At 66.6% G+C, this 20254-nt stretch carries 13 protein-coding genes; 3 read left to right on the forward strand and 10 right to left on the reverse strand.

What is annotated here, in order from left to right; all coding sequences use genetic code 11:
* Positions 1-253: 253 nt before the first annotated feature.
* The 3 genes from FHY18_RS11965 to FHY18_RS11975 all read left to right on the forward strand — a co-directional run bounded on the left by FHY18_RS11965 (position 254) and on the right by FHY18_RS11975 (position 4565).
* A complete protein-coding gene (locus FHY18_RS11965; protein ID WP_005990298.1) occupies positions 254-1186 on the forward strand; it encodes a carbohydrate kinase family protein in 933 nt (310 codons plus the stop codon).
* 453 nt (positions 1187-1639) lie between these two features.
* Positions 1640-2167 carry a hypothetical protein gene (locus FHY18_RS11970; RefSeq protein ID WP_259155969.1) on the forward strand — a complete coding sequence of 176 codons (528 nt, stop codon included), beginning with the start codon at positions 1640-1642 and terminating at the stop codon, positions 2165-2167.
* Between the two features lie 424 nt (positions 2168-2591).
* Positions 2592-4565, forward strand: a complete 1974-nt coding sequence (locus FHY18_RS11975; RefSeq protein ID WP_259155274.1) for a sigma-54-dependent Fis family transcriptional regulator — start codon at positions 2592-2594, stop codon at positions 4563-4565.
* Positions 4566-5425: 860 nt separating this feature from the next.
* Here FHY18_RS11975 and FHY18_RS11980 read toward each other — a convergent pair.
* The 10 genes from FHY18_RS11980 to FHY18_RS12025 form a co-directional block, all read right to left on the reverse strand.
* Positions 5426-7858 carry a TonB-dependent receptor gene (locus tag FHY18_RS11980; RefSeq protein WP_259155276.1) on the reverse strand — a complete coding sequence of 811 codons (2433 nt, stop codon included), beginning with the start codon at positions 7856-7858 and terminating at the stop codon, positions 5426-5428.
* 10 nt (positions 7859-7868) lie between these two features.
* Positions 7869-8975: an S-(hydroxymethyl)glutathione dehydrogenase/class III alcohol dehydrogenase gene (locus FHY18_RS11985; protein ID WP_259155278.1), complete on the reverse strand. Its 1107-nt coding sequence runs from the start codon at positions 8973-8975 to the stop codon at positions 7869-7871.
* Positions 8976-9010: 35 nt separating this feature from the next.
* On the reverse strand, positions 9011-10075 hold the full coding sequence (locus FHY18_RS11990; protein WP_259155281.1) for a beta-propeller fold lactonase family protein: 1065 nt from the start codon (positions 10073-10075) through the stop codon (positions 9011-9013).
* Complete coding sequence (locus FHY18_RS11995; RefSeq protein ID WP_259155282.1) at positions 10072-10728, reverse strand: cytochrome c; 657 nt, start codon at positions 10726-10728, stop codon at positions 10072-10074. Before FHY18_RS11995 ends, FHY18_RS11990 begins: the two co-directional genes overlap by 4 nt.
* Before the next feature lie 25 nt (positions 10729-10753).
* A complete protein-coding gene (locus FHY18_RS12000) occupies positions 10754-12529 on the reverse strand; it encodes a quinoprotein dehydrogenase-associated putative ABC transporter substrate-binding protein (RefSeq protein WP_259155283.1) in 1776 nt (591 codons plus the stop codon).
* Positions 12526-14544, reverse strand: coding sequence for a methanol/ethanol family PQQ-dependent dehydrogenase (locus FHY18_RS12005; RefSeq protein ID WP_326521153.1), 2019 nt, complete (start codon positions 14542-14544; stop codon positions 12526-12528). Before FHY18_RS12005 ends, FHY18_RS12000 begins: the two co-directional genes overlap by 4 nt.
* Before the next feature lie 744 nt (positions 14545-15288).
* Positions 15289-15918 (reverse strand): HAD family hydrolase, encoded by a 630-nt coding sequence (locus FHY18_RS12010; RefSeq protein WP_259155284.1) that lies wholly within the window; start codon positions 15916-15918, stop codon positions 15289-15291.
* Positions 15919-15921: 3 nt separating this feature from the next.
* Positions 15922-16641, reverse strand: a complete 720-nt coding sequence (locus FHY18_RS12015) for a hypothetical protein (RefSeq protein ID WP_259155285.1) — start codon at positions 16639-16641, stop codon at positions 15922-15924.
* Between the two features lie 403 nt (positions 16642-17044).
* Positions 17045-19009, reverse strand: coding sequence for a M1 family metallopeptidase (locus FHY18_RS12020; RefSeq protein WP_259155972.1), 1965 nt, complete (start codon positions 19007-19009; stop codon positions 17045-17047).
* Between the two features lie 220 nt (positions 19010-19229).
* Complete coding sequence (locus FHY18_RS12025) at positions 19230-20120, reverse strand: GGDEF domain-containing protein (RefSeq protein ID WP_259155286.1); 891 nt, start codon at positions 20118-20120, stop codon at positions 19230-19232.
* Positions 20121-20254: the final 134 nt, after the last annotated feature.

Here is a 20254-nt window from a genome sequence, read left to right on the forward strand (position 1 = left end):
GTCGCGTGCCCGCCGCCAGACTGGCGAAATTTTGGGCAGAAAACGAAGTCCGCTAGCCTAGCAATCCCCCCCGGTGCGGGCAAGGAAAAATCGGTGATTCCGGCCCGGTTTTCATGTGGCGGTCACGCCGGGCATGGCACGTGGTTGTGGCCCTGATCGATCACAGCCGTTACCCTTTGCGCCGCGGCGTTGGCGCCGTCCCGCCGCCATGCCGGCAACTGGCGGGTATTTCCTTACGCAAAGGCCTGACTCGATGTCCGCACTGATCTGTGGTTCCCTCGCCTACGACACCATCATGGTGTTTCCGGACCAGTTCAAGAACCACATCCTGCCGGACAAGGTGCACATCCTGAATGTGTCGTTCCTGGTCCCGCGCATGCGCCGCGAGTTCGGCGGCTGCGCCGGCAACATCGCCTACAACCTGCACCTGCTCGGCGGCGCGCCGATTCCGATGGGCACCGTGGGCCAGGATTTCGGCCCGTACCGCGAACACTTCGAAACCCTGGGCATCGACCTGTCGCGGGTGAAGATCATCGACGACCTGTTCACCCCGCAGGCGTTCATCACCACCGACCACGACAACAACCAGATCACCGCCTTCCATCCGGGCGCGATGATGCGAAGCTACGAAAACCACGTGCGCGACGTGCCGGGCGTGACCCTGGGCCTGGTCGGCCCGGACGGGCGCGAAGGCATGATCCAGAACGCGGAAGAGTTCGCTGCCGGTGGCATTCCTTTCATTTTCGACCCCGGCCAGGCGATGCCGCTGTTCAACGGACCGGAGCTGCGTGAGTTCATCGAGCAGGCCGACTACGTGGTGGTCAACGACTACGAGTCCAACCTGCTGCAGGAACGCACCGGCTGGAACGAGAAGGACATCGTCTCGCGCGTGCAGGCCTACATCACCACGCAGGGGCCGAAGGGCGCACTGGTGCACACGCCCGAAAAGACCTACGACATTCCGCCGGCGCACGAGCGCCGCGTGGTCGACCCCACCGGCTGCGGCGATGCGTTCCGCGCCGGCCTGATCTACGGCATCCAGCACAACTACGACTGGCTGACCATCGGGCGCATGGGCAACCTGATGGGCGCGCTGAAGGTGGAACACCCCGGCACCCAGAACCAGCGCTTCGACTTCGCCGAATTCAACGACCAGTTCAAGCAGCAGTTCGGTTACGCGTTGTAAGAGCGGCGCGGAGCGCGCCGAGCGAACAGCCGGGCAGCCGCTTGCCGGGCCGCCTGTGTCAGGCATAGGCTCGCGGCATTCGCTTCAGTGGAGGATGCCGTGGGAAATGCGCTTGTTCCGTCCAGCGGACGCCTGACCTCGGCCAAGAACGCCGTCCGCCTGTGCCTGGCGCTGTGCATCGCCGCCTTGTGCGGATGCGGCAACTCGGGACAGGCGGCGCAGTCGGCCTCCCCGTCTGCGGCAGCTTCCGTCGACGCCAGCCGTGCCACTGCCCCGCCCGCCGCTGCCGCCACCACGCCTGCGAGCACCGTGGCGGCGGCGCGGCCTGCGCCCGGCCACTACGCCACCGAGCACGGCTGGGGCCAGCTCACGATAGAACCCGATACGCAAGGCACCTCCGGCTTCTCGCTGGAAACGCTCAATGCCGATGCCAGCTGCAGCTTCAGCGGCAAGCTGCGTGGCACCCAAGCGGCGGTGTACGACGGGGACCAGCCAGGATCCTGCACCCTGGAGATCGCCAAGACCGGCGCCGGTGCCGCGATCCGTGCCGCGACCGGCAGCGAGCACGCCTGCCGGGAGTATTGCGGCGGCAACGGCAGCTTCGAGGGCGATTACCTGCCGCTGGCGGCAGCCTGCGAGCCGACCGCCGTGCAGCGCACGCGCACGGCGTTCCAGTCGCTCTACGACCGCAAGGACTACGCCAAAGCAGAGGCGACGCTGGCGCCGCTCTACCGCAGCTGCCTGGCGACCTCCAGCTTCAGCGACGAAGGCGCGATCCGCAACGACTACGCGATCACCCAGCACAGGCTCGGCGACGATGCGGGATGCCTGCAGACACTGGCCCCTTATCGCGGCGACGCCAACCGCAGCGACGAGGCCATCGCCGACGGCATGAGTCCGGCCATCGTCGACGATTACCTGGGGGTGATCCGCGCCGCGCGCACCAACATCAAACTCTGCGGGCACGACGCGGCGGGCTAGCGCGGATCGCCGCCCCAGGGGTTTCATAACGTTAGGGAGAACGCTGCCTTCTCCCGCCGGGAGAAGGTGCCCGCAGGGGCGGATGAGGGTTCGCGCGCCCTGTGATGCGGCCGGCCGGCACACACGCGTCGAAACACACCTTCGCTCCAGCCCACACGCCGCCCCGGCCTGCCCTTGCGCCGTTGGCGCGCAAACCATGCGCCTTGGGCGCCACCGTCGCCTTCTCACGCCGCCAACAAGGGCATGTCAGCCGTCCTGGAAACGACGCGCGCCAGCGGCCGCCGCCGCGCCGCAAACGCCCTGGCCGCCAGCCTGAAGAGCTTGTCCGGCACGCCGCGCGTTGCAGTTTGCTGCAATGCGGTTTGAGCATACGTCCGGTTTGTGCCTTTACTGACGCTTCGCGCCCACTGAGGAACGCTGGCCCATGTCCGAGCCAAGCGTTGTCGCCGCTTCCTCCATCACCCTGCCGGAGATCGAACCGGATGTGCTCCGGCAGATCAGACGGCTGCGCGACATTGCGCCATTGGCGGCGCCGCTGTCGCGATCGTGGCGGCGCTGTCTGGACGACTACGCGCTGCTGCCCGAGGCGACGCCAGAGCCGTTGGTGCACGACGCCCTGCATGTGCGCGAGCGCCAGCAGCGCCTGGGCGAGGTGTTGCGTATCGCCAAGGTGGAAATGGAAAACCTGTACGAGCAGATCGCGGGCAGCGGGTACGCGGTGATCTTTGGCGATGCCGAGGCCACCGTGCTGCACAGCGTGCACGACTCCACACTGCTGCGCGAGTTTCGCCAGGCAGGGCTGCTGTGCGGGGCCAGCTGGGCCGAATGCCATCAGGGAACCAATGGCCTGGGCACCTGCGCGGCCGAGCGCACCGCCGTCAGCGTGCATCGCGGCGAGCACTACCTGACCCGACACCTGCCGCTGTCGTGCAGCGGCGCGCCGATCCTGGACCCGCACGGCGGGCTGCTGGCGGTGCTGGATGCGTCCAGCCCCAACGCGCAGGACAGCAAGCAGATCCAGCGTCACACCGTGGCGCTGGTGAGCATGTCGGCCGCGCAGATTTCGCGCTCGCATTTCCTCAATCAATTCGGCCACGCCTTCATCCTGCGCTTTCATAGCCGCCCTGAATTCGCCGGGTTGTTGCATGAAGCGCTGATCGCCATCGGGGCCGACGGCCGCGTACTGGCGGTCAACGAGGCGGTACTGGAGCAGTTGGGCAAGATCGACCGCAGCCAGTTGGTGGGCCGCGACATCTCGCAGGTGATGCAGCTTGATTTCGACACCATCGAACACCGTGCCGGCAGCGACGCAGGCACCTTGTGGTCGATCCGCTGCGCCTGCCACGGGCGGCGCTTCTATGCGCTGGTGCGCCCGCCACGTGCGCGCCCGGCGCTACCGGCGGTAGGCGGGCCGGCGCAGGCCGCACCGGACTCGGACCTGCAACCCGGCGAGCACGTTGGCTCGGACCCGCGCATGCGCCACAACCTCGCCAATGCGCTGAAATTGGCAGCGCATCGCGTCTCGATCCTGCTGCGTGGCGACACCGGCACCGGCAAGGAGGAGTTCGCCAAGGCGGTGCACCGTGGTTCGCCCTGGGCCAGCGGCGCATTTGTCGCGATCAATTGCGCCGCCATTCCAGAAGCGTTGATCGAAAGCGAGTTATTCGGCTACGCGCGCGGTGCATTCACCGATGCCGCGCGGGAAGGGCGGCATGGCAAATTGCTGCAGGCCAGCGGCGGCACGCTGTTTCTGGACGAAATCGGCGATATGCCGCTGCCCTTGCAGAGCCGCCTGCTGCGTGTGCTGGAAGAACAATGCGTCACTCCGCTGGGTAGCGAACGTGCAGTGCCGCTGGAGCTGCACGTCATCAGCGCAAGCCATCGCGACCTGGCGCAACGCGTGGCCGCAGGCGAGTTCCGCGAGGACTTGTACTACCGGCTAAACGGCGTGGTATTGCATCTGCCTCCGCTGCGCGAGCGTAGCGACAAAGCCGAGTTGATCCGCACCTTGCTGCGCGAAGAAAACGCAGAGCACAGCGTGCGCATCAGCGAAGAGGCGATGCACAAACTGCTCAGCTACGCCTGGCCGGGCAACCTGCGCCAGCTCCGCAATGTGCTGCGCACGGCGGCAGTGTTGTGCAGCGACGGCGTGATCCGCCTGCCGAACCTGCCGCAGGAAATCGTCGATGCCGGCAGCGCGCCGTGCCTGGTCGATGCGCGCGCAGTCGCCGCCGACGACATGCCGGGCCGGGTGGCCCTGGATCAGGCCGAACGCCTGGTGTTGCAGCAACAACTCGAGCGCCATCGCTGGAATGTCAGCCGCACCGCCGACGCACTCGGCATCAGCCGCAACACGCTGTATCGCAAGCTGCGCAAGCATGGGTTGGATACGGGCTGATCGGGAGCGGTGATTCGGGAGCGGTGATTCGGGATTGGAAATTGGGGATTCGTAAAAGCCAAGGCAGCGTCTCTCAGCGCTGGTAATTGGAGCGCTCAGAAAACTCCTTCTTCGCCATCAGCCGGGCAACGCCGTTGCTCGGTGCGGCATGCACTCCGTACATGCCGCGATTGCGGAGCGGATGATCTGTGGCTTTGCTGCATGGCCCCTTGCCCGCTCACCATCGTGGGACACGCTGTAAATACGCCCCTGTAAGCTCTTACGCGGCATCCATGCCGCGTAAGGTCCCGCGACGGTGGGCGGGCAAGGACCTGTCGAAATGGTCGGTGTGCAGGATTTTCAGTAAAGCTGCCAGCAATCTGTCTGGTGCGGTGTCCTCGCCGCTTGCGGGACCGTTGGCGACATGGATGCCGCCACACGGTCCCCAGGGACGGGTTTACGGCGTGTCCCGCAAGCGGTGAGGGCACCGCGCCCGCAACGCTGCGAGTTTGCTGCAGGGCCCTTGCCCGCTCACCATCGCGGGACACGCTGCAAGTACGTCCATGTAAGCTCTTACGCGGCATCCATGCCGCGTAAGGTCCCGCGACGCTGAGCGGGCAAGGACCTGTCAAGATGGTCGGTGTGCAGGATTTTCAGTAAAGCAGCCAGCAATCTGTCTGGTGCGGCGTCCTCACCGATTGCAGGACCGTGTGGCGGCATGGATGCCGCCACCGAGTCCCCGGAGATGGTTCGCGGCGTGTCCCTGCGAGCGGTGAGGGCATCGCGCCCTCGACCAGCGCGGCTTGGGACCATCCAGATCACGCCAAGCGCGGTTTTTGGCTCACCCGTTGCGACTCACCAATCCCCAATCTCAGCCCAACTCATAACGCCCAACGCAACCCGATCAGATACTGCCGCGGTACGCCCGGCGCGAGAAACCGCGCCGGGCCGGTTTCCACTGGTGCATCTTGCGGGCGCGCCAGTTCGCCATCGGGAAACACGTCTTCGGCCACAGCCGCATAGGTCGCGTAGCGGCGGTTGAAGACATTGTCGACGCGCGCAAACAGCGATAGTCGGTCACTGACTTGCCAACGCGCCTGCAGGTCGACCAGCGCATAGCCGGCGGTGCCGATGTCGATGCGCTCGGGTGCCGGCTCGCCGTCCTCGGGATTGTCGACCTGCCCATCCTCGTTGCCGCTGGCCACGCGTCCGGACACCGCACGCACGCCGGCGCCCAGGGTCAGCGCATCGCGCTGCCATTCCACGCCGAGCTTGAGGTTATGCCGGGGCAGCGCGGCGATCCGCAAGCCGGGCCGCAACGTGATCACGCGTTCGCCGGACAGCAGTTCGCCGCTGCTGCGGTAGGTCGCGTCCAGATAGCTGTACCCGGCAGACCATTGCCAATCGCCGCTGCGCAGGTGCAGCGCAGCGTCCACGCCCTGATAGCGGGTGCGGCCGACGTTATCGAAATAGCCCAGCTGCGTATCCGGCGCACGCAAGAACAGGATGTCGTCGCGATTGTCGGCGCGGTACACCGACACCGTCGCGTTGCTGTCGGCCCATGGCGACCAGCGCGCGCCCAGCTCGACGGTCCGCGAGACGATCTGCTCCAGGCGCGGGTCGGCCTGCAGGCCGGTCGGCAGCCGGCACGGCTGGGTGGGGTCGGCGCAACCCAGCTCGATGGCGGTCGGCGCGCGTGTGTTCTGCGCCACCGAGCCATACACGGTGAGGCCGGACTCCAGCCGATGGGTGAGCCCCAGCGACGGGTTGGCCTTGGCATAGACGAAGCGCTCGCGTGGGCGGTCGCCGTCCTCGGCGGTGGACAGGATATTGTCCACCACCACCCGGTTCCAGCGCACCGCGGCGGTGAGGTGGGTGGCGGCGTCCAGTTCCCAGGTGTCTGCGACAAACGCACCCAGCGTCTTGGTGCTGCCGCGCACGCCAGAGAAGAACGCGCGCTCGGCGTCGGCGTCTGCCAGCACCGACCTGTCCGGCTGCACCCAGCCATCGCGGGCGAATTGCCGGTAACGCACATGGCCGCGGTCGAAGGTGACGCCGGCACTGAGCGCATGCGCCGCCCATTGCTTGCTCAGGTTGATCGCAAGCCCCTGCGCTTGCTGACGCATCTGGGTGGTATTGAGGGCGCCGGTATGCAGCGCATCGGCATCGGCGCGCGTCACCTCGCAATCGGCGTCCAGCGCACTGCCGTCGGCGGCGTAGCCGGAGGCGCATTCTTCGACGAATTCTTCGTAGTCTTCGCCGATGTCGCCGTTGACGGTGTCGCGCCGGCCAGCCCGCGAGTACGCCAGCGCATGCAGCGCGGTGTCCGCATCGAACCGGTGGTCCAGCTGCGCCGTCAGCAGCGTATTGCGATTGCGGGTGAGATCGGGCGAGGTATACACCGCACGGCGGTCGGCACGGTACAAGCCTGGCTCGGGTCCTTCGTCGGTGTAGCTGGTATCGGGCAGCAGCCCATTGCCGATCAGGCGGCTACGCCCGTGCAGCAGCGACAGGCTCCAGTCGGTGTCATCGCCTTGCCGGCCGAGCTTGCCGAACACCGTGCCCAGGCGTCCTTCGGACGCATCGCGCCAGCCGTTTTCGTCGAAGCCGGTGACTGCGATAAAGCCATGCCAGCCATCGCCACCGGCCACGCCATAACTGGCGTCCAGCCGCTTGCGCGCGCCGCTGCCGATGCTGAGTTCGCCCAGTAATCCGGGCGCAGTGAGTCCGGATGCGGTGGACAGCACCACCGCACCGCCGAGCGTGTTCGGCCCGAACAACGGGTTGGAACCGGGCATCAGGGTGACCGCGGTGATGGCCGATTCGGGCAGCATGTCCCAGCTGACGATATCGGCGAACGGTTCGTTGACGCGTACGCCATCCAGATAGACCGACACGCCTTGCGAGGCGCCCGGCAATGCCGATGCGCGAAAACCATGGAAGGTGAGGTCGTTCTGAAAGGCGCTGCCCTGCACATCGTTGCCATCCACACCGACAAAGCGGCGTTGCAGCAGATCGCCGAGGTTGTTACTGCGCCCGCGCGACAACTCCGCAGTGGTCGCCGATTGCACCATGTACGGCAGTTGCGCCGCATCGATGGTGGTGCCGGGGATGGGCGTGGCAGTGACTTCGATACGATCCAGCCAGGTGACTTGCGGCGCGTCGTCTGCCCTTGCGGTGCCGATCGTGCCGGCGCACAGCAGCGCTGCACATGCGCAGGCAAGCCGATGCCGTTGCAATGGGTCGCGGCCATGGCCTGCGGCGCGAAGCGGCGGTGTGCTGCGATACCTCGGCAGGTGATGTGTCAACCTCATGTCGTCTCCTTCAGTACCGCACGATCGATTTGATGCCGCGCGCCGCGCGCAGATCCGCCAGCGCCTGATTGATGTCGTCCAATGCCAGGGTGCGGGTGATCAGCGGCGCCAGCTGGATGTCGCCCTGCAGATAACGCTCTACGTAACCGGGCAACTCGCTGCGCCCCTTCACGCCACCGAACGCGCTGCCACGCCACACCCGGCCGGTGACCAGCTGGAATGGGCGGGTGCTGATTTCCTGCGCATCGTCGGCCACGCCGAGAATGACGCTCTCGCCCCAGCCCTTGTGGCAGCACTCCAGCGCCGCGCGCATCGCGCCGACATCGCCAACGCATTCGAAGCTGTGGTCGGCACCGCCATCGGTGAGGTCCACGATCACCTGCTGGATCGGCGCGCCGTAGTCGCGCGGATCCAGGCAATCGGTGGCGCCCAGCGCGCGTGCCAGTGCGAATTTGCCCGGGTCGATATCCACCGCGATGATGCGCCCGGCCTGCGCCAACACCGCGCCCTGGATGACCGATAAGCCGATCCCGCCCAACCCGAACACCGCCACGCAATCGCCGGGCCGCACATGCGTGCTGTTGAGCACTGCGCCTACACCGGTGGTGACCGTGCAACCGAGCAGGCAGGCCTGGTCGAGTGGCGCGTCCGGATGGATGCGCGCCACCGCTATCTCCGGCAACACGGTGTATTCGGAAAACGTGCTGGTGCCCATGTGGTGCAGGATCGGGCGCCCGTTCAACGAAAACCGGCTGCTGCCATCGGGCATCAGGCCGCGCTCCTGACTGCTGCGAATCGCCTGGCACAGATTGGTGCGGCCGGAGCGACAGAACTTGCAGACGCCGCATTCGGGCATGTACAGCGGGATGACGTGATCGCCGGCACGCACGCTGGTCACGCCAATGCCCACGTCTTCGACAATCCCCGCGCCCTCCTGCCCCAGGATTGCCGGAAAGCTGCTCGCATGCCCGTGCGCCAGCGCATGCGCATCGCCGTGGCAGATGCCGGTGGCAACCAACCGCACCAGCACTTCGCCGGGGCGCGGCGGCTGCAGATCCACCTCTTCGATGCTCAGCGGTTGATTCGGCCCCCAGGCCACCGCAGCGCGTGTCTTCATCCCGCCTCCCCGGCGCGTCTGGGCATGGCCGCCGCTCAGCGCGCGATGACCACGCCCCACGGCAGTTCGCCGACAGGGATCTGTTTGAGTTCGCGCAAGCTGCCGGTATCGATCACGCTCACCGTGTTGGAGCGTCCATTGGCCACATACAACTTGTCGCCGGCCGGCGTGAGCGCCGGATTCCAGGGCCGTAATCCGACCGCGATCTCGGCCAGGCTGCGCGCGCTGCCGGTATCGATCACGCTGACCGTGCCGGCACCGCCGTTGGATGCGTACAACCGCGTGCCGTCGGCCGAGAGCGTCACGCCGGCGGTGCGCACGCCGGCCGGCAGACTGGCACGGCGCGTGCGGGTCTGCAGGTCGATCACATCCACTACGTTGGCGGTTTCCTGCGCGATATAGACGCTGCGGCCGTCCGGTGCGAACGCCATGCCGCGGGGATGCCCGCTGGTGGCGACCACACCGCGCGACTGATGCGTGGCCAGCTCGATCATGTCCATGTCGTTGGAGCCTTCGTTGCTGGTGAGCAGCCATTGCCCATCGGGGGTATACGCGCAATGCTCCGGCGCCTGCCCACGCGTGGCGATGACCTGCTGCACGCGGAACTGCGCCGCGTCGATCAGCATCACCTGATTCTGCCCTTCCACGCACACCGCAAACTGCTTGCCATCCGGCGACAGCGCGATGCCTTCGGCGTTTTCGCCGATGTCCACTTGCCGCAATACCGCGTCCTTGGCGGTGTCGAGTTCGATCAAACGGTGGTGCTCGGCATCGATCAGATACAGGTGCCCCTGCGGGCCGGGCAACACCTGTTGCAGGCGCTTGCCGAGCTGGCCTTGCGCGGTGAGGGTGCGCACCACCGTATCGGTGCCGGTGTCGATCACCGACACCGTGCCGCTACGCTGGTTGGGCACGTAGGCCAACACCGCTGACGGCGCCGGTGCCGCACTGCTGGATGCAGCCGCAGACGCGGACGCTGTGGCTGCCGGGGCAGCAGCATCGCGCTGGCAACCGGCGATCAGCAGCAACGCGCCCGATGCAATCACCGCACAGGCGCGCTGCCAGCGACCGGGTGCCGAGCGCAGTGCGCCTTGCTTCATTGCGCCTTGCCCGCGGTCTTGTTGATCGAATGGATGAAAGCCAGCAGTTTTTCGGTGTCGCCCGGCTTGAGCACCGGCGCGAACGGCGGCATCTGCCCCACGACTTTTTCGTGCCCGATGCGGGTCTTGCCGTGCGTGATCATGGCCGCGGTGCCTTCGCTGATCAGCGTGCGCAGGGTGTCGTCATCGCTGCCGTAGACCCAGATGTCGTTGGTCAGCGGCGGGCACATGCCACCGCCCCCGGTGCCGCCGTGGCAGGCGTTGCAGCCGGCAGAGAAATAGATCTTCTTGCCTTCGGCAATCAGTTCAGGCGTAACCTTGACCTCCGGCCCCTTCGCAATCGGCGTCACCGTGGCCGGCGGTGCGGCTGGCGTGGCCGGGTCGGGCGCGGGCCCTGCGGCCGGATTGGGCATTGCCGCGGGTGCAGCTGCGGACGGAGGTGGCGCGGTGGCATCGGCCGCCGGTGCGGGCGCGCTGGCGGCCGGTGGTGGCGGCGCGTCGGATGCCGGTGCCGGCGGAGCCTCTTTTCCGCACGCAGCCAGCAGTGTGCTGAGCAACAACGCACAGACCGGCATGCGCATGGAACGATCGATACAACCCACAGTGGACTTGCGCATGAACGAACCTTTCTGATCGGAGGGAACGCCGCGCACCCCGTGCACGCGGCGGATGAAACAGTCAGCGTCTGGAGGGGCGCCTGGCCTCGCTGAGGAGCGCAGCCAACGCGGCATCGCCACGGTCCTGTGCCAATGTCGCAGCAGTCTTGCCATCGCGGTTGCGCGCCGCCGGGTCGGCACCGGCCGCCAGCAGACGCTTGGCGACGTCCTCGCGTCCGGCCGCTGCGGCCAGCATCAGGGCGGTGACGCCGGCCTGGTTTGCATGTCCCACATCGGCGCCGCGCGCGAGCAGCGCATCGAGGATGGCGGGGTCGTCGCGCGCCACCGCAAACATCACCGGCGTGAATCCCTTGGCATTGGCTCGCCTGACGTTCGCCCCCGCCGCCAGCAAAGCCTGCACCACGCTGGCGTCGGCATACGAGACCGCCAGATCCAGTGCGCTCCAGCCATCGCCGGACACCGTATCGACCAGCGCGCGCTTGCCCACTAGCCGGGTCACGCTATCGGCATCATTGGCCCACGCGGCTTTCATCAGCGCAGTCCAGCCACTGGCATCGCGCGCCTCCAGGCGCGCACCGGCATCCAGCAACAGCCCGACCAGATCCGGTTCCTGATTGCGGATGGCCTGATGCAATGGCGGCTCACCGAGCAAGTTGGGCGTGTTGGCATCGGCGCCATGCCGCAGCAACCACGCCGCACGCACTGCATCGCCGGCATCCAGCGCATGCGCCAGCTCCTGGTTGGGGTCTGCACCATCGGCAATGCGTAACTGCAACTGCGCCAGCTCCTGCGACGAGGCGGCAGGACTGCGCGCGGTCGATGCGGAAGCCGGTGTGACGTAAGGCCCGTGCGATGGCAGGTCGCCAGCCACGATGCAGTCGCTGCAGCGCACCAGCGGCACGTGATAGCTGCGCAGGATCTCGGCGATCTTGGCGGCGTTGTCCTGCAGCGCGGTGTTCAATGCATCGCGTAGTGCGGCGTTCTTGCGCGATACCGCCCATGCCATCGAATATTCCAGCACCGCATCGTCGATGGTGTTCAACGGCACCACGCCCAGGCTGCTGCGTGCGGCGTAGTAACCGGCGACCGGGCCCCAGGATTCGGCCGCATCCAGTTCGTTGGCGGCCACACGCTCCACCAGCTTGCCCGGATGTTCTTCCGGCGCGGTGGCCGAGTCGTAGAACAGGTATTGCACCTCACCACTGATGCCGTGCTCGTAGAGCGCCTGGCGGGCGGGCGAGCTTTGAAACACGCCCAGCCGCAGTTTTTTCAGCGCCGGATCGTCCAGCGATGCGGGCACCAGATTCAAACCCTTGCGCGTGACCAGCACGTAGGTCGAGCGGTACAGCGGGCGCGTGGTCAGGCCTTGCTCGAAATCGCTGTTGAGATCCATCAGCAGATCGCAGCGGCCGGCAGTGATGGTGCTGCGCGCCAGCCCGCGCTGGTAATAGGTGCGCCATTCGTATTCCAGGCGCCGGCCCATGGCATCGGCGACGACTTGCGCAATCTTGTTCTGGAAGCCTTCGCCGGCCTTGTTGGACAACGGCATGTTGCCCGGGTCGGCGCAGACGCGCAGCGCCGTGGGATCGGGTGCCGCTGGCGGCGTGTTGGCCGGCATTTGCGCGGAGGCTGGCGCTGTCGTGGATGCAGGCGCCGATGTGGGCGCCGCCCCGGAATCAGAAGCGCGAGCCGCCGGTGAAGACGGCTCGCGTGTGCAACCTGCGGCGACGAGTCCGAGGCTGCAAACCACCAGCACCTTGCGCAGGTGCCAGGTCATGCCGCGCACGCCGGCAGGGCTCTGCCGACGTGCGCGTCCAACGCCTTGCGTGGATCTCATCGTGCCGTCTTCGCTGCTGCGTTGGCGGTGCCGCCGCCGGCGGCCGCAGTGGCGGTGGCACTGGCGGTCACTGTCTTGCCGGCGCCATCGAGACGGAAGGTATGCACCATGCCGCCGAGCGGGATCTTGTCGAAGCCGGCGCCGAACGCCAGCCCGGCGGCCCCCAGCGCGCCGTACGGATCGGACGGATCCAGACCTGCGGCGACCGGCAGGCCGATCCAGCCGCCGATACCCGAGAACACCGCCACGTACTGGTGGCCGTTGGCCTTGTAGGCTATCGGGTTGCCGATGATGCCGGACGGCAGCTTCATCTCCCACAGCTTCTTGCCGGTGTCCTTGTCCACTGCACGGAACCAGCCATCCAGCGTGCCGTAGAACACCAGCCCGCCATCGGTGACCAGGGTGCCGCTCCACACCGGGAACTTCTCCTTGATCTCCCACTTGGACTTGCCTTCCACCACATCGAAGGCCTTGACGATGCCCAGCGCACCGGGCTCGTTGGGCTTCATCATCACGTTGGCGAACACGTAGGGCAGGCCCATCATGGTGTTGCCGCGTTCCTGCGGTTCCAGCTCCATGTGCCAGTTGTTGGTGCCGCAGAAGAACACTGCGGAGTTGGCCGGATCCACCGAGCACGGCTGCTGGTCCTTGCCACCCATCGCCGAGGGGAACGCCTGTACCTTCTTGCCGCGCTCCAGCGGCGAATGCGCGGCCACCTTCACCGGCCGGCCGGTCTTCATGTCGATGCGTTCGGCCCAGTTGGCCGGCACGAACTTGTGCGCGCGCAGCAAGGTGCCATCGCGGCGATCGAGCACGTAGGCAAAGCCGTTGCGGTCGAACTGCACCACCGACGGAACCTGCTTGCCGTCGATGGTCAGGTCGACCAGGATCGGCTCGTTGATGCCGTCGTAATCCCACTGGTCGAACGGGGTTTTCTGGTAGCCCCACACCGCTTCGCCGGTATCGATCTTGCGCGCGAACAGCGTCATCGACCACTTGTTGTCGTGCTCGCCGTTGTTGCATTCCTCATGCGAGGTCTTGCCGCAGCGATACGACGGGCTCCACAGGCCGGGATTGCCGGTGCCGTAATAGACCAGCTTCAACTTCGGGTCATAGCTGTACCAGCCCCAGGCCGCGCCGCCACCTCGCTTCCATTCGTCATTGGGGAAGGTCTTGACGCCCAGGTCGCCGAGCTGGCCATGCTGCGGATTGGCCTTGTTGAAGTCCGGGCCCAGGCAGATCGCCTTGTCGGTACCGGCCGCATCGCAGGACCACGCCTGCTTGCCATCGGACAGGTTGTAGGCGGCCACGCGCCCGAGCACGCCGAACTCGTTGCCGCTGATGCCGGCCACCACTTTACCGTCGGCGATGATCGGCGCCATGGTGATGGTTTCGCCCTTGTCCGGGTGCGCGAGTTTCTGCTTCCACACTTCCTTGCCGGTCTTGGCATCGAGCGCGATCACATCGCCGCTCAGGCTGCCGAACACCAGCTTGCCATCGGCATACGACGCACCGCGGTTGACGGTATCGCAGCAGGCCACCGCCACCGAGCGTTCGTCCTGCTGCGGGGTGTATTTCCACAACACCTTGCCGCCGTCGTCCTGCGCCGCCAGATCGATCGCGAACACGTTGTTCGGATACGCGCTGACCATGTACATGATGCTGCCGATCACCAGCGGCTGGCCTTCGTGGCCGCGCGTGGCGTCGGTTTTCATCTCCCACGACATCTTCAGGTTCTTGACGTTGTCGCGGTTGATTTCGGCCAGCGGGCTATGGCGAGTGAGCGCGAAATCGCGACCGACGCCACCCCAGTTGTCCGCGTTGCTGGCGTTGGCGGTGAATTCGCTATCGGTATCGACCACGGCGGCGGCGGGCGGCGCGGCGGCGGGTGTGGCTGCAGGTGCGGGCGCTGCGGTTTCGGCCGGCGTGTCTTTCTTGCAGCCGGCCAGTGCGGCGCTCAGCGCAAGCATCAGCAACGCGCCGCTGCGGATGCTGCGACAGGAAGATTGGTGCATATGCGTCTACCCCTCTCGGTGAACAATCCAATCGAACGAACAGCCACGGGCGTTTGAGGCACGCAACGGCGGCGCAAACGGGTGGGTACCGCGAGAGGACAGAGCACAGCGCGTGCCAGCGCGCTGTTGCGTCGCAGCACCTTGCGGTGTCAGGGCTTTGTATGGACGCAGTGAATGCCACGCGAGCGGTGTAACGGATTTGGCACACTTTGTGCCGGGCGTGCTGTAGCAGCAATGGAACAGGTTGGGCGCAAACGCTTCGGTAGAGGAGGAGGAAACGCCGGTCGACCGGACGACGGAGATGTTCCCGGGCCTGTGGCTTTGTGGAAGGCCGCAAGGAGAGGGACGCGACGCTGCCGCGCCTGGTCTGCCGTTGGAGGAATGCGCCGGGGCGGACGGAAGGGTGCTCCAGCGCCGATACCTTCGCGGTCGTGCGCTGTTGAAGCCCGATACCGGGGATCCGATGGACTGCGCTTGATCCGTACCCTCACCCCTCTCCTGCGGGAAGCGGGGCTGTAGCGCGACGCCACACGCCTGTTCCTTCACCTTTTGGGCGAAGTTGCCCCGAAGGGGTGGATGCGGGGAGGGGCGCAGCCACCGTGCAGTTGAAGCGGCTCCGGGGATCCGCTCGGTACCCTCACCTCACCCCCTCACCCGCGGGGAAAGGGGCAGTTGATGCACCGACGCGTGTGAGCTGGCGGCGCGTCATCGCTCTACCGGCGGCGAGACGCCACTGATGCAAGGTCAGCCGTCTGCGCGGGACTGCCATCGCTGCAACAGTTCGCTGCAATCGAGCAGGCGCCAATCGGCCAGGCCGGGCCAGGGATCGCCGGGAGTATTGACCAGCACGGTCGCCGCGCCGGCCGCGCGGCCGCAGGCCAGGTCGTTGTGGTGGTCGCCGATCATGAGCAATGCAGCGGCACTCACCGCCCAACGCTGCTGGAAATACTGCAGTCCGTCGGGCGCAGGCTTGGGCGCGGCCTCGTCGCGGCCGACGATGTCGTCCCAGGCGAAGGCATCGTCCAGGCCGATCGCCTCCAGCGTCACCTTCGCCAGGCTGCGTGCGTTGCGGGTCAGCAAACCGAGGCGACAGCCGTCCGCGTGCAGCGCGCGCACCGCTTCTTGCGCGCCCGGCGCAGGCCGCGCCGCTTCAGCCAGTGCGCGCTCGTGCTCCAGCAACCAGGCGTGCTTGGCCTGCGCCTGATCGGGGGGCAATGCAGACAGGTGATGCAGGATGTCGTCTTCGGGCGGGATCTCCAGCTCGCGCCGGATCAACGCGAAATCGTGCACCGGCAGCGTGAGCGTGCCATCCATGTCGAACACCCAATGCCGGTAGGCAGACAGCGGCAGCCGGGCAGCGCTTGCGCCGTCCATGGATTATTTCCAGCCCGGCATCTGGGTGGTATCCAGGCCGCCCACGTCGAACTCTGCGGTGCGCGTGCCGCCGGCCTTCACCGGGAAGGCGATGCTGATGCGCTTTGCGTTGCGCACCAGCTTCCACAGCGCCTTGTCGTCGTCGATGAACATCGCGATCGCTTCATCGGTATCGGGGCGGTGCGCGGCCATCGCGCGCGGTGCGCCACCATCGGCCGAGACCTGCACCTTGCAGCCGCCATAGCAGTTGAAATCGCCGGCCTTGAGCACGAGATAGCTGTGGCGCTTCCACTGCGGGTGATCGCGAAATACCAGGCTCACCGGCTTGGGACCGCTGCCGTCGACATCCACGCGGCTCTTGGCGTCGATCATCGCCGAGCGCTGCGTGCCGCCCTTGGCCGGCACCTGCGAGTATTGCCACAACGCCTGCATGCGACGCAGCTCGCGCGCCTGTTCGCCCTTGGCCTTGATGTCGGCATACCCGGGTTCGATGCGCGTGGCGGCGGCGGTGCCGGCGTAGCCTTCCAGCAGTGCGGCACCATGCGCGCGCGCCATGTCCCAGTTCTGCGCTTTCACCGCCTCGTCGTATTGCTTGGCGAGTGCATCGGCCTGGCCTTCCTTGACCTGTGCCTGTGCGGCTTCCTGCGCCTGACGTTGCGCCTCGCGATCGGTACAGCCGCTCACTACAGCGACGCACAAGGCCGCGCTCAGCAGATACTTCATCGTCGACTCCAGGGCAAATTCAGCGGCAACGATACCAGCACGCCCCATGGCACGATCAGCTAGCCACGCATCGTAGGAGCGCACCCGGGCGCGACGGGCTGCACTGGGAATGCCCCATCGCGCCCGGGTGCGCTCCTACGGCGGTAGTTGCAGGGCACGGTGCGGCGATGGAAGCGGCGGGCGGGCATGCACCACGGCGCGACTGCACCATCGGTTCCGGAAGACATGGACGGCAGCGGCAACGATACCGGCCTACCGCACCACCCCCGATCAGCTACCCCGCGTCGCAGGAGCGCACCTGGGCGCGATCGGGCCTCACCGGGAAAGCCCCGTCGCGCCCGGGTGCGCTCCTACGGCGGCGTGTTGCCGCGACGGGAGGGCGGCGCAACGCCCTCCCCTGCCATTACGGCTGCGTCGGCGTCGGCGTCGGCTGCGGTGCGGCCTTGGCCTTGGCGATCATCTCGGCCACCGAGGCGGTGGTGATCGGGTGATAGCTGGGCTTGGCTTTTTCGAAGGCCTGTTCGGCGAATGCAATGCCGTCCGGGGTTTTCAACAGTTCGGCATAGATCGGCAATACCAGCTTGCGACGGCCCACGCGTTCGATGAACTCGCCGGCGGCAGGACGTGCCTCCATATAGCCGCTGCGGATCGCCAACGGATACCAGCGCATGGCGATCTCGCCGTTCGGGGTGCCGGTGAAGTGATAGGCCTCATCCAGCTGCTTGAGCTGCTCGGGCTTCAAGGTGGCGCCCATGCCGCTGAGGAAATGCACCCACTCCTGCGTGCCCCACTCGCTGGTGACCTGCTTGCTCGGCAGGGTGCCGCTACCGCTCCAGGCGATGCGTGCAGTGTCCACGATCGAAAAGCTGCGCGAGCGCGCCTTGGCCGCAAACGCCGGGATGCCCGGCTGCTTCAACCAGGCATCCACTTCGGCCGCGCTCACGGTGTTGGGATGCTTGGCCAGCAGGTTCTTCTGCAGATAGTCGACGAACTGGTCGGTGGTGGCGCTCTGGAACGCATGATCGTCGAACCAGCCACGCAGGAACGGGTCGAACACCTCACGGCCAAAACGCTGCTCCAGGAACTGCAGGAACCACGCGCCCTTGACGTAGGCCACCTGGCTCAAGGCTTCGTCCGGGTCGCGCTGCGCCAGCGGCGGCAGCGCCAGCGCCTGGTCGGCCGGCGCCATGTCCTTTACTTCGGCCAGCAGATCGCCCTGGTCGATCTCGCGCTCCATTTCGGCCATTTCCACGCCGTACAAGGCTTCGGTGATGCGGCCCTGCACGTAGGTGGTGAAGCCTTCGTTGAGCCAGATGTCCTTCCAGCTGGCGTTGGTCACCAGGTTGCCGGACCAGCTATGCGCCAGTTCGTGGGCGACCAGCGACACCAGCGACTTGTCGCCGACGATCACGGTGGGCGTGGCGAAGGTCAGGCGCGGGTTTTCCATGCCGCCGAACGGGAACGACGGCGGCAGCACCAGCATGTCGTAACGGCCCCAGCGATACGGGCCATACAGTTTTTCGGCCGCACCGATCATCTTTTCGGTGTCTTCGAATTCCTTGGCGGCCTTGTCGGCCATCGCCGGCTCGGCCCACACGCCCGAGCGCGCGGAAATCGGCTTGAACACCACATCGCCGGCGGCGATCGCCAGCAGATAGGAGGGAATCGGCTCGGGCATCTTGAAGCTGTAATCGCCGTCGCGCGCGGCCTTGGGGTCGTTGTCGGCACTCATCAGCACCATCACGTCCGGGCGCGAGGTCACATGCGCGCTGTAAGTGAAGCGCACGCTCGGGGTGTCCTGCAACGGCACCCAGCTGCGTGCGTGGATCGCCTGCGACTGGCTGAACATGAAAGGCAGCTGCTTGCCTTCGGTCATCGACGGCTCCAGCCACTGCAGGCCGGAGGCGGTTGGTGCGGTGTGATAGGTGATCACGACCTTGGACGGCTGGTTCGGCGTCTCGATGGTGAGCTTGCTGCCGAAGGTCTTGTCGGCCGGCGCCAGCGCGAACTGCAGCGGCGCCAGGCCGCCCTTGCCGTCGTCGGCCTGCACCTGGGCGATGCTGAGCTCGCGCGTATCCAGCAGCAGTTGCTTGGCCGCCTTGTCCTTCCACTCCAGCGTATAGGTGGCGATACCGCCGATCTGCTTGCTGTCGAAATCCAGCTTCACGTCCAGCGCCAGATCCTTGATGACCACCAGCTGCGGCTGGGCGTAGGAGCTTTCGTCGTGGTTGCGGGCGTCTGCTTTCACGGGAGCCTTGGCGGTGGCGGCCGGCGCAGCGGTAGTGGCAGCCGGCGATGGGGATTCGTTGGAACAGCCGGCCAGCGCAATGGACACGGCCAGGGACAGCGACAGGTACGGGAAGCGCATCGATGGCACCGCAGCGAGGGAATTGTGCATTTTAACGCCCCGGGCCGTCGCCTGCCTGTGCGGCGCCAGGCGAGCGCCTGGCGGCCGGTCAGCCCATGCATGTCGCTGCGTGCATCAGAGCGAACCGTCTGCAGCAGCCGCAGCCTGGAGTGATGCATGCCGCCCACGCGCCGCGCGCACCGGCCTGTGGCCCGGCCGCCAGGTGATCTCCGGATCGCGCCTAGACCACCGGATGACTGCGCGGCGTGTCGTGCCCGTCGCGCACCAGGCGCCGGCCGCCGGAGAACTTGGCGCGATACATCGCAGCATCCGCACGGCGATACAGCTCGGTGGCATCCAGGCCACGCTCGCACACCGCGCTGCCGGCGCTCACATGCAACGGCGCCTCCTCGCCATCTTCGCGTTCGAGCATCGACAGCCATTGATTGAGCTTGAGCGTGGCGTCGTCTTCGCTGGCATGTACGCCGATCAGGAATTCATCGCCGCCCCAGCGCCCGATCCAGTCCTGCGCGCCCAGCCAGCCGTAGGCCGACTCCACCAGCCGCACCAGCACGCGGTCGCCCGCCAGGTGGCCGAAGCGGTCGTTGATCGGCTTGAGGTTGTCCATGTCCAACACGAACAACACGAACGGCCAGCCTTCGCGTTGAGAGGCGGCGACCGAATCGCGCATCGCCTGTTCGCAGCCGCGCCGGTTCAGCGCTTCGGTCAACGGATCGAACAAGGCGTGCTTCTTGAGATCGCGCATGCCGGCATCGATCCCGCGCAGGCTGCGGTTGATGCCGCGCAACAGGCGCCCCAATTCGTCGTCGCCATGCTCGGGCAGGCTGGGCAGGCGTTGGTCGGCGTAATACGTATCCAGCGCGTCGGCGGCGATACGCAACGGCGCCAGCAGGCGATACAGCGCCGAGAGTGTCAATGCCGTCCCCGCCAGCGTGGCCAGCAGGGCGACGATGATCACCGACCACAACATGCGCCCTTCCAGCTCGCTCTGCGATGCCAGCCACGCGATCAACAACAGCAGCGGCAGGTGGATCCCGACGAAGGTCACCGCCAGCAACTTGGCGCTGAAGGAACGGGGAAACACGCGCGAGAGCCCGGCGTATAAGCGCATCCAACTCTCCGGCAAAAGAGCGCCTAGTGTCGCCGACCAATGGTGGAGCCAACGCGACGAAAGTCTCAGAAATTCGTTGGCGCATCGGACCGCGCGCGACGCAAAGCCGCCTCAAGCGAACACAAGCGGCGACC

Origin of the sequence: Xanthomonas sp. 3793 (assembly GCF_024806835.1) — a bacterium.
Taxonomy (GTDB): domain Bacteria; phylum Pseudomonadota; class Gammaproteobacteria; order Xanthomonadales; family Xanthomonadaceae; genus Xanthomonas; species Xanthomonas arboricola_F.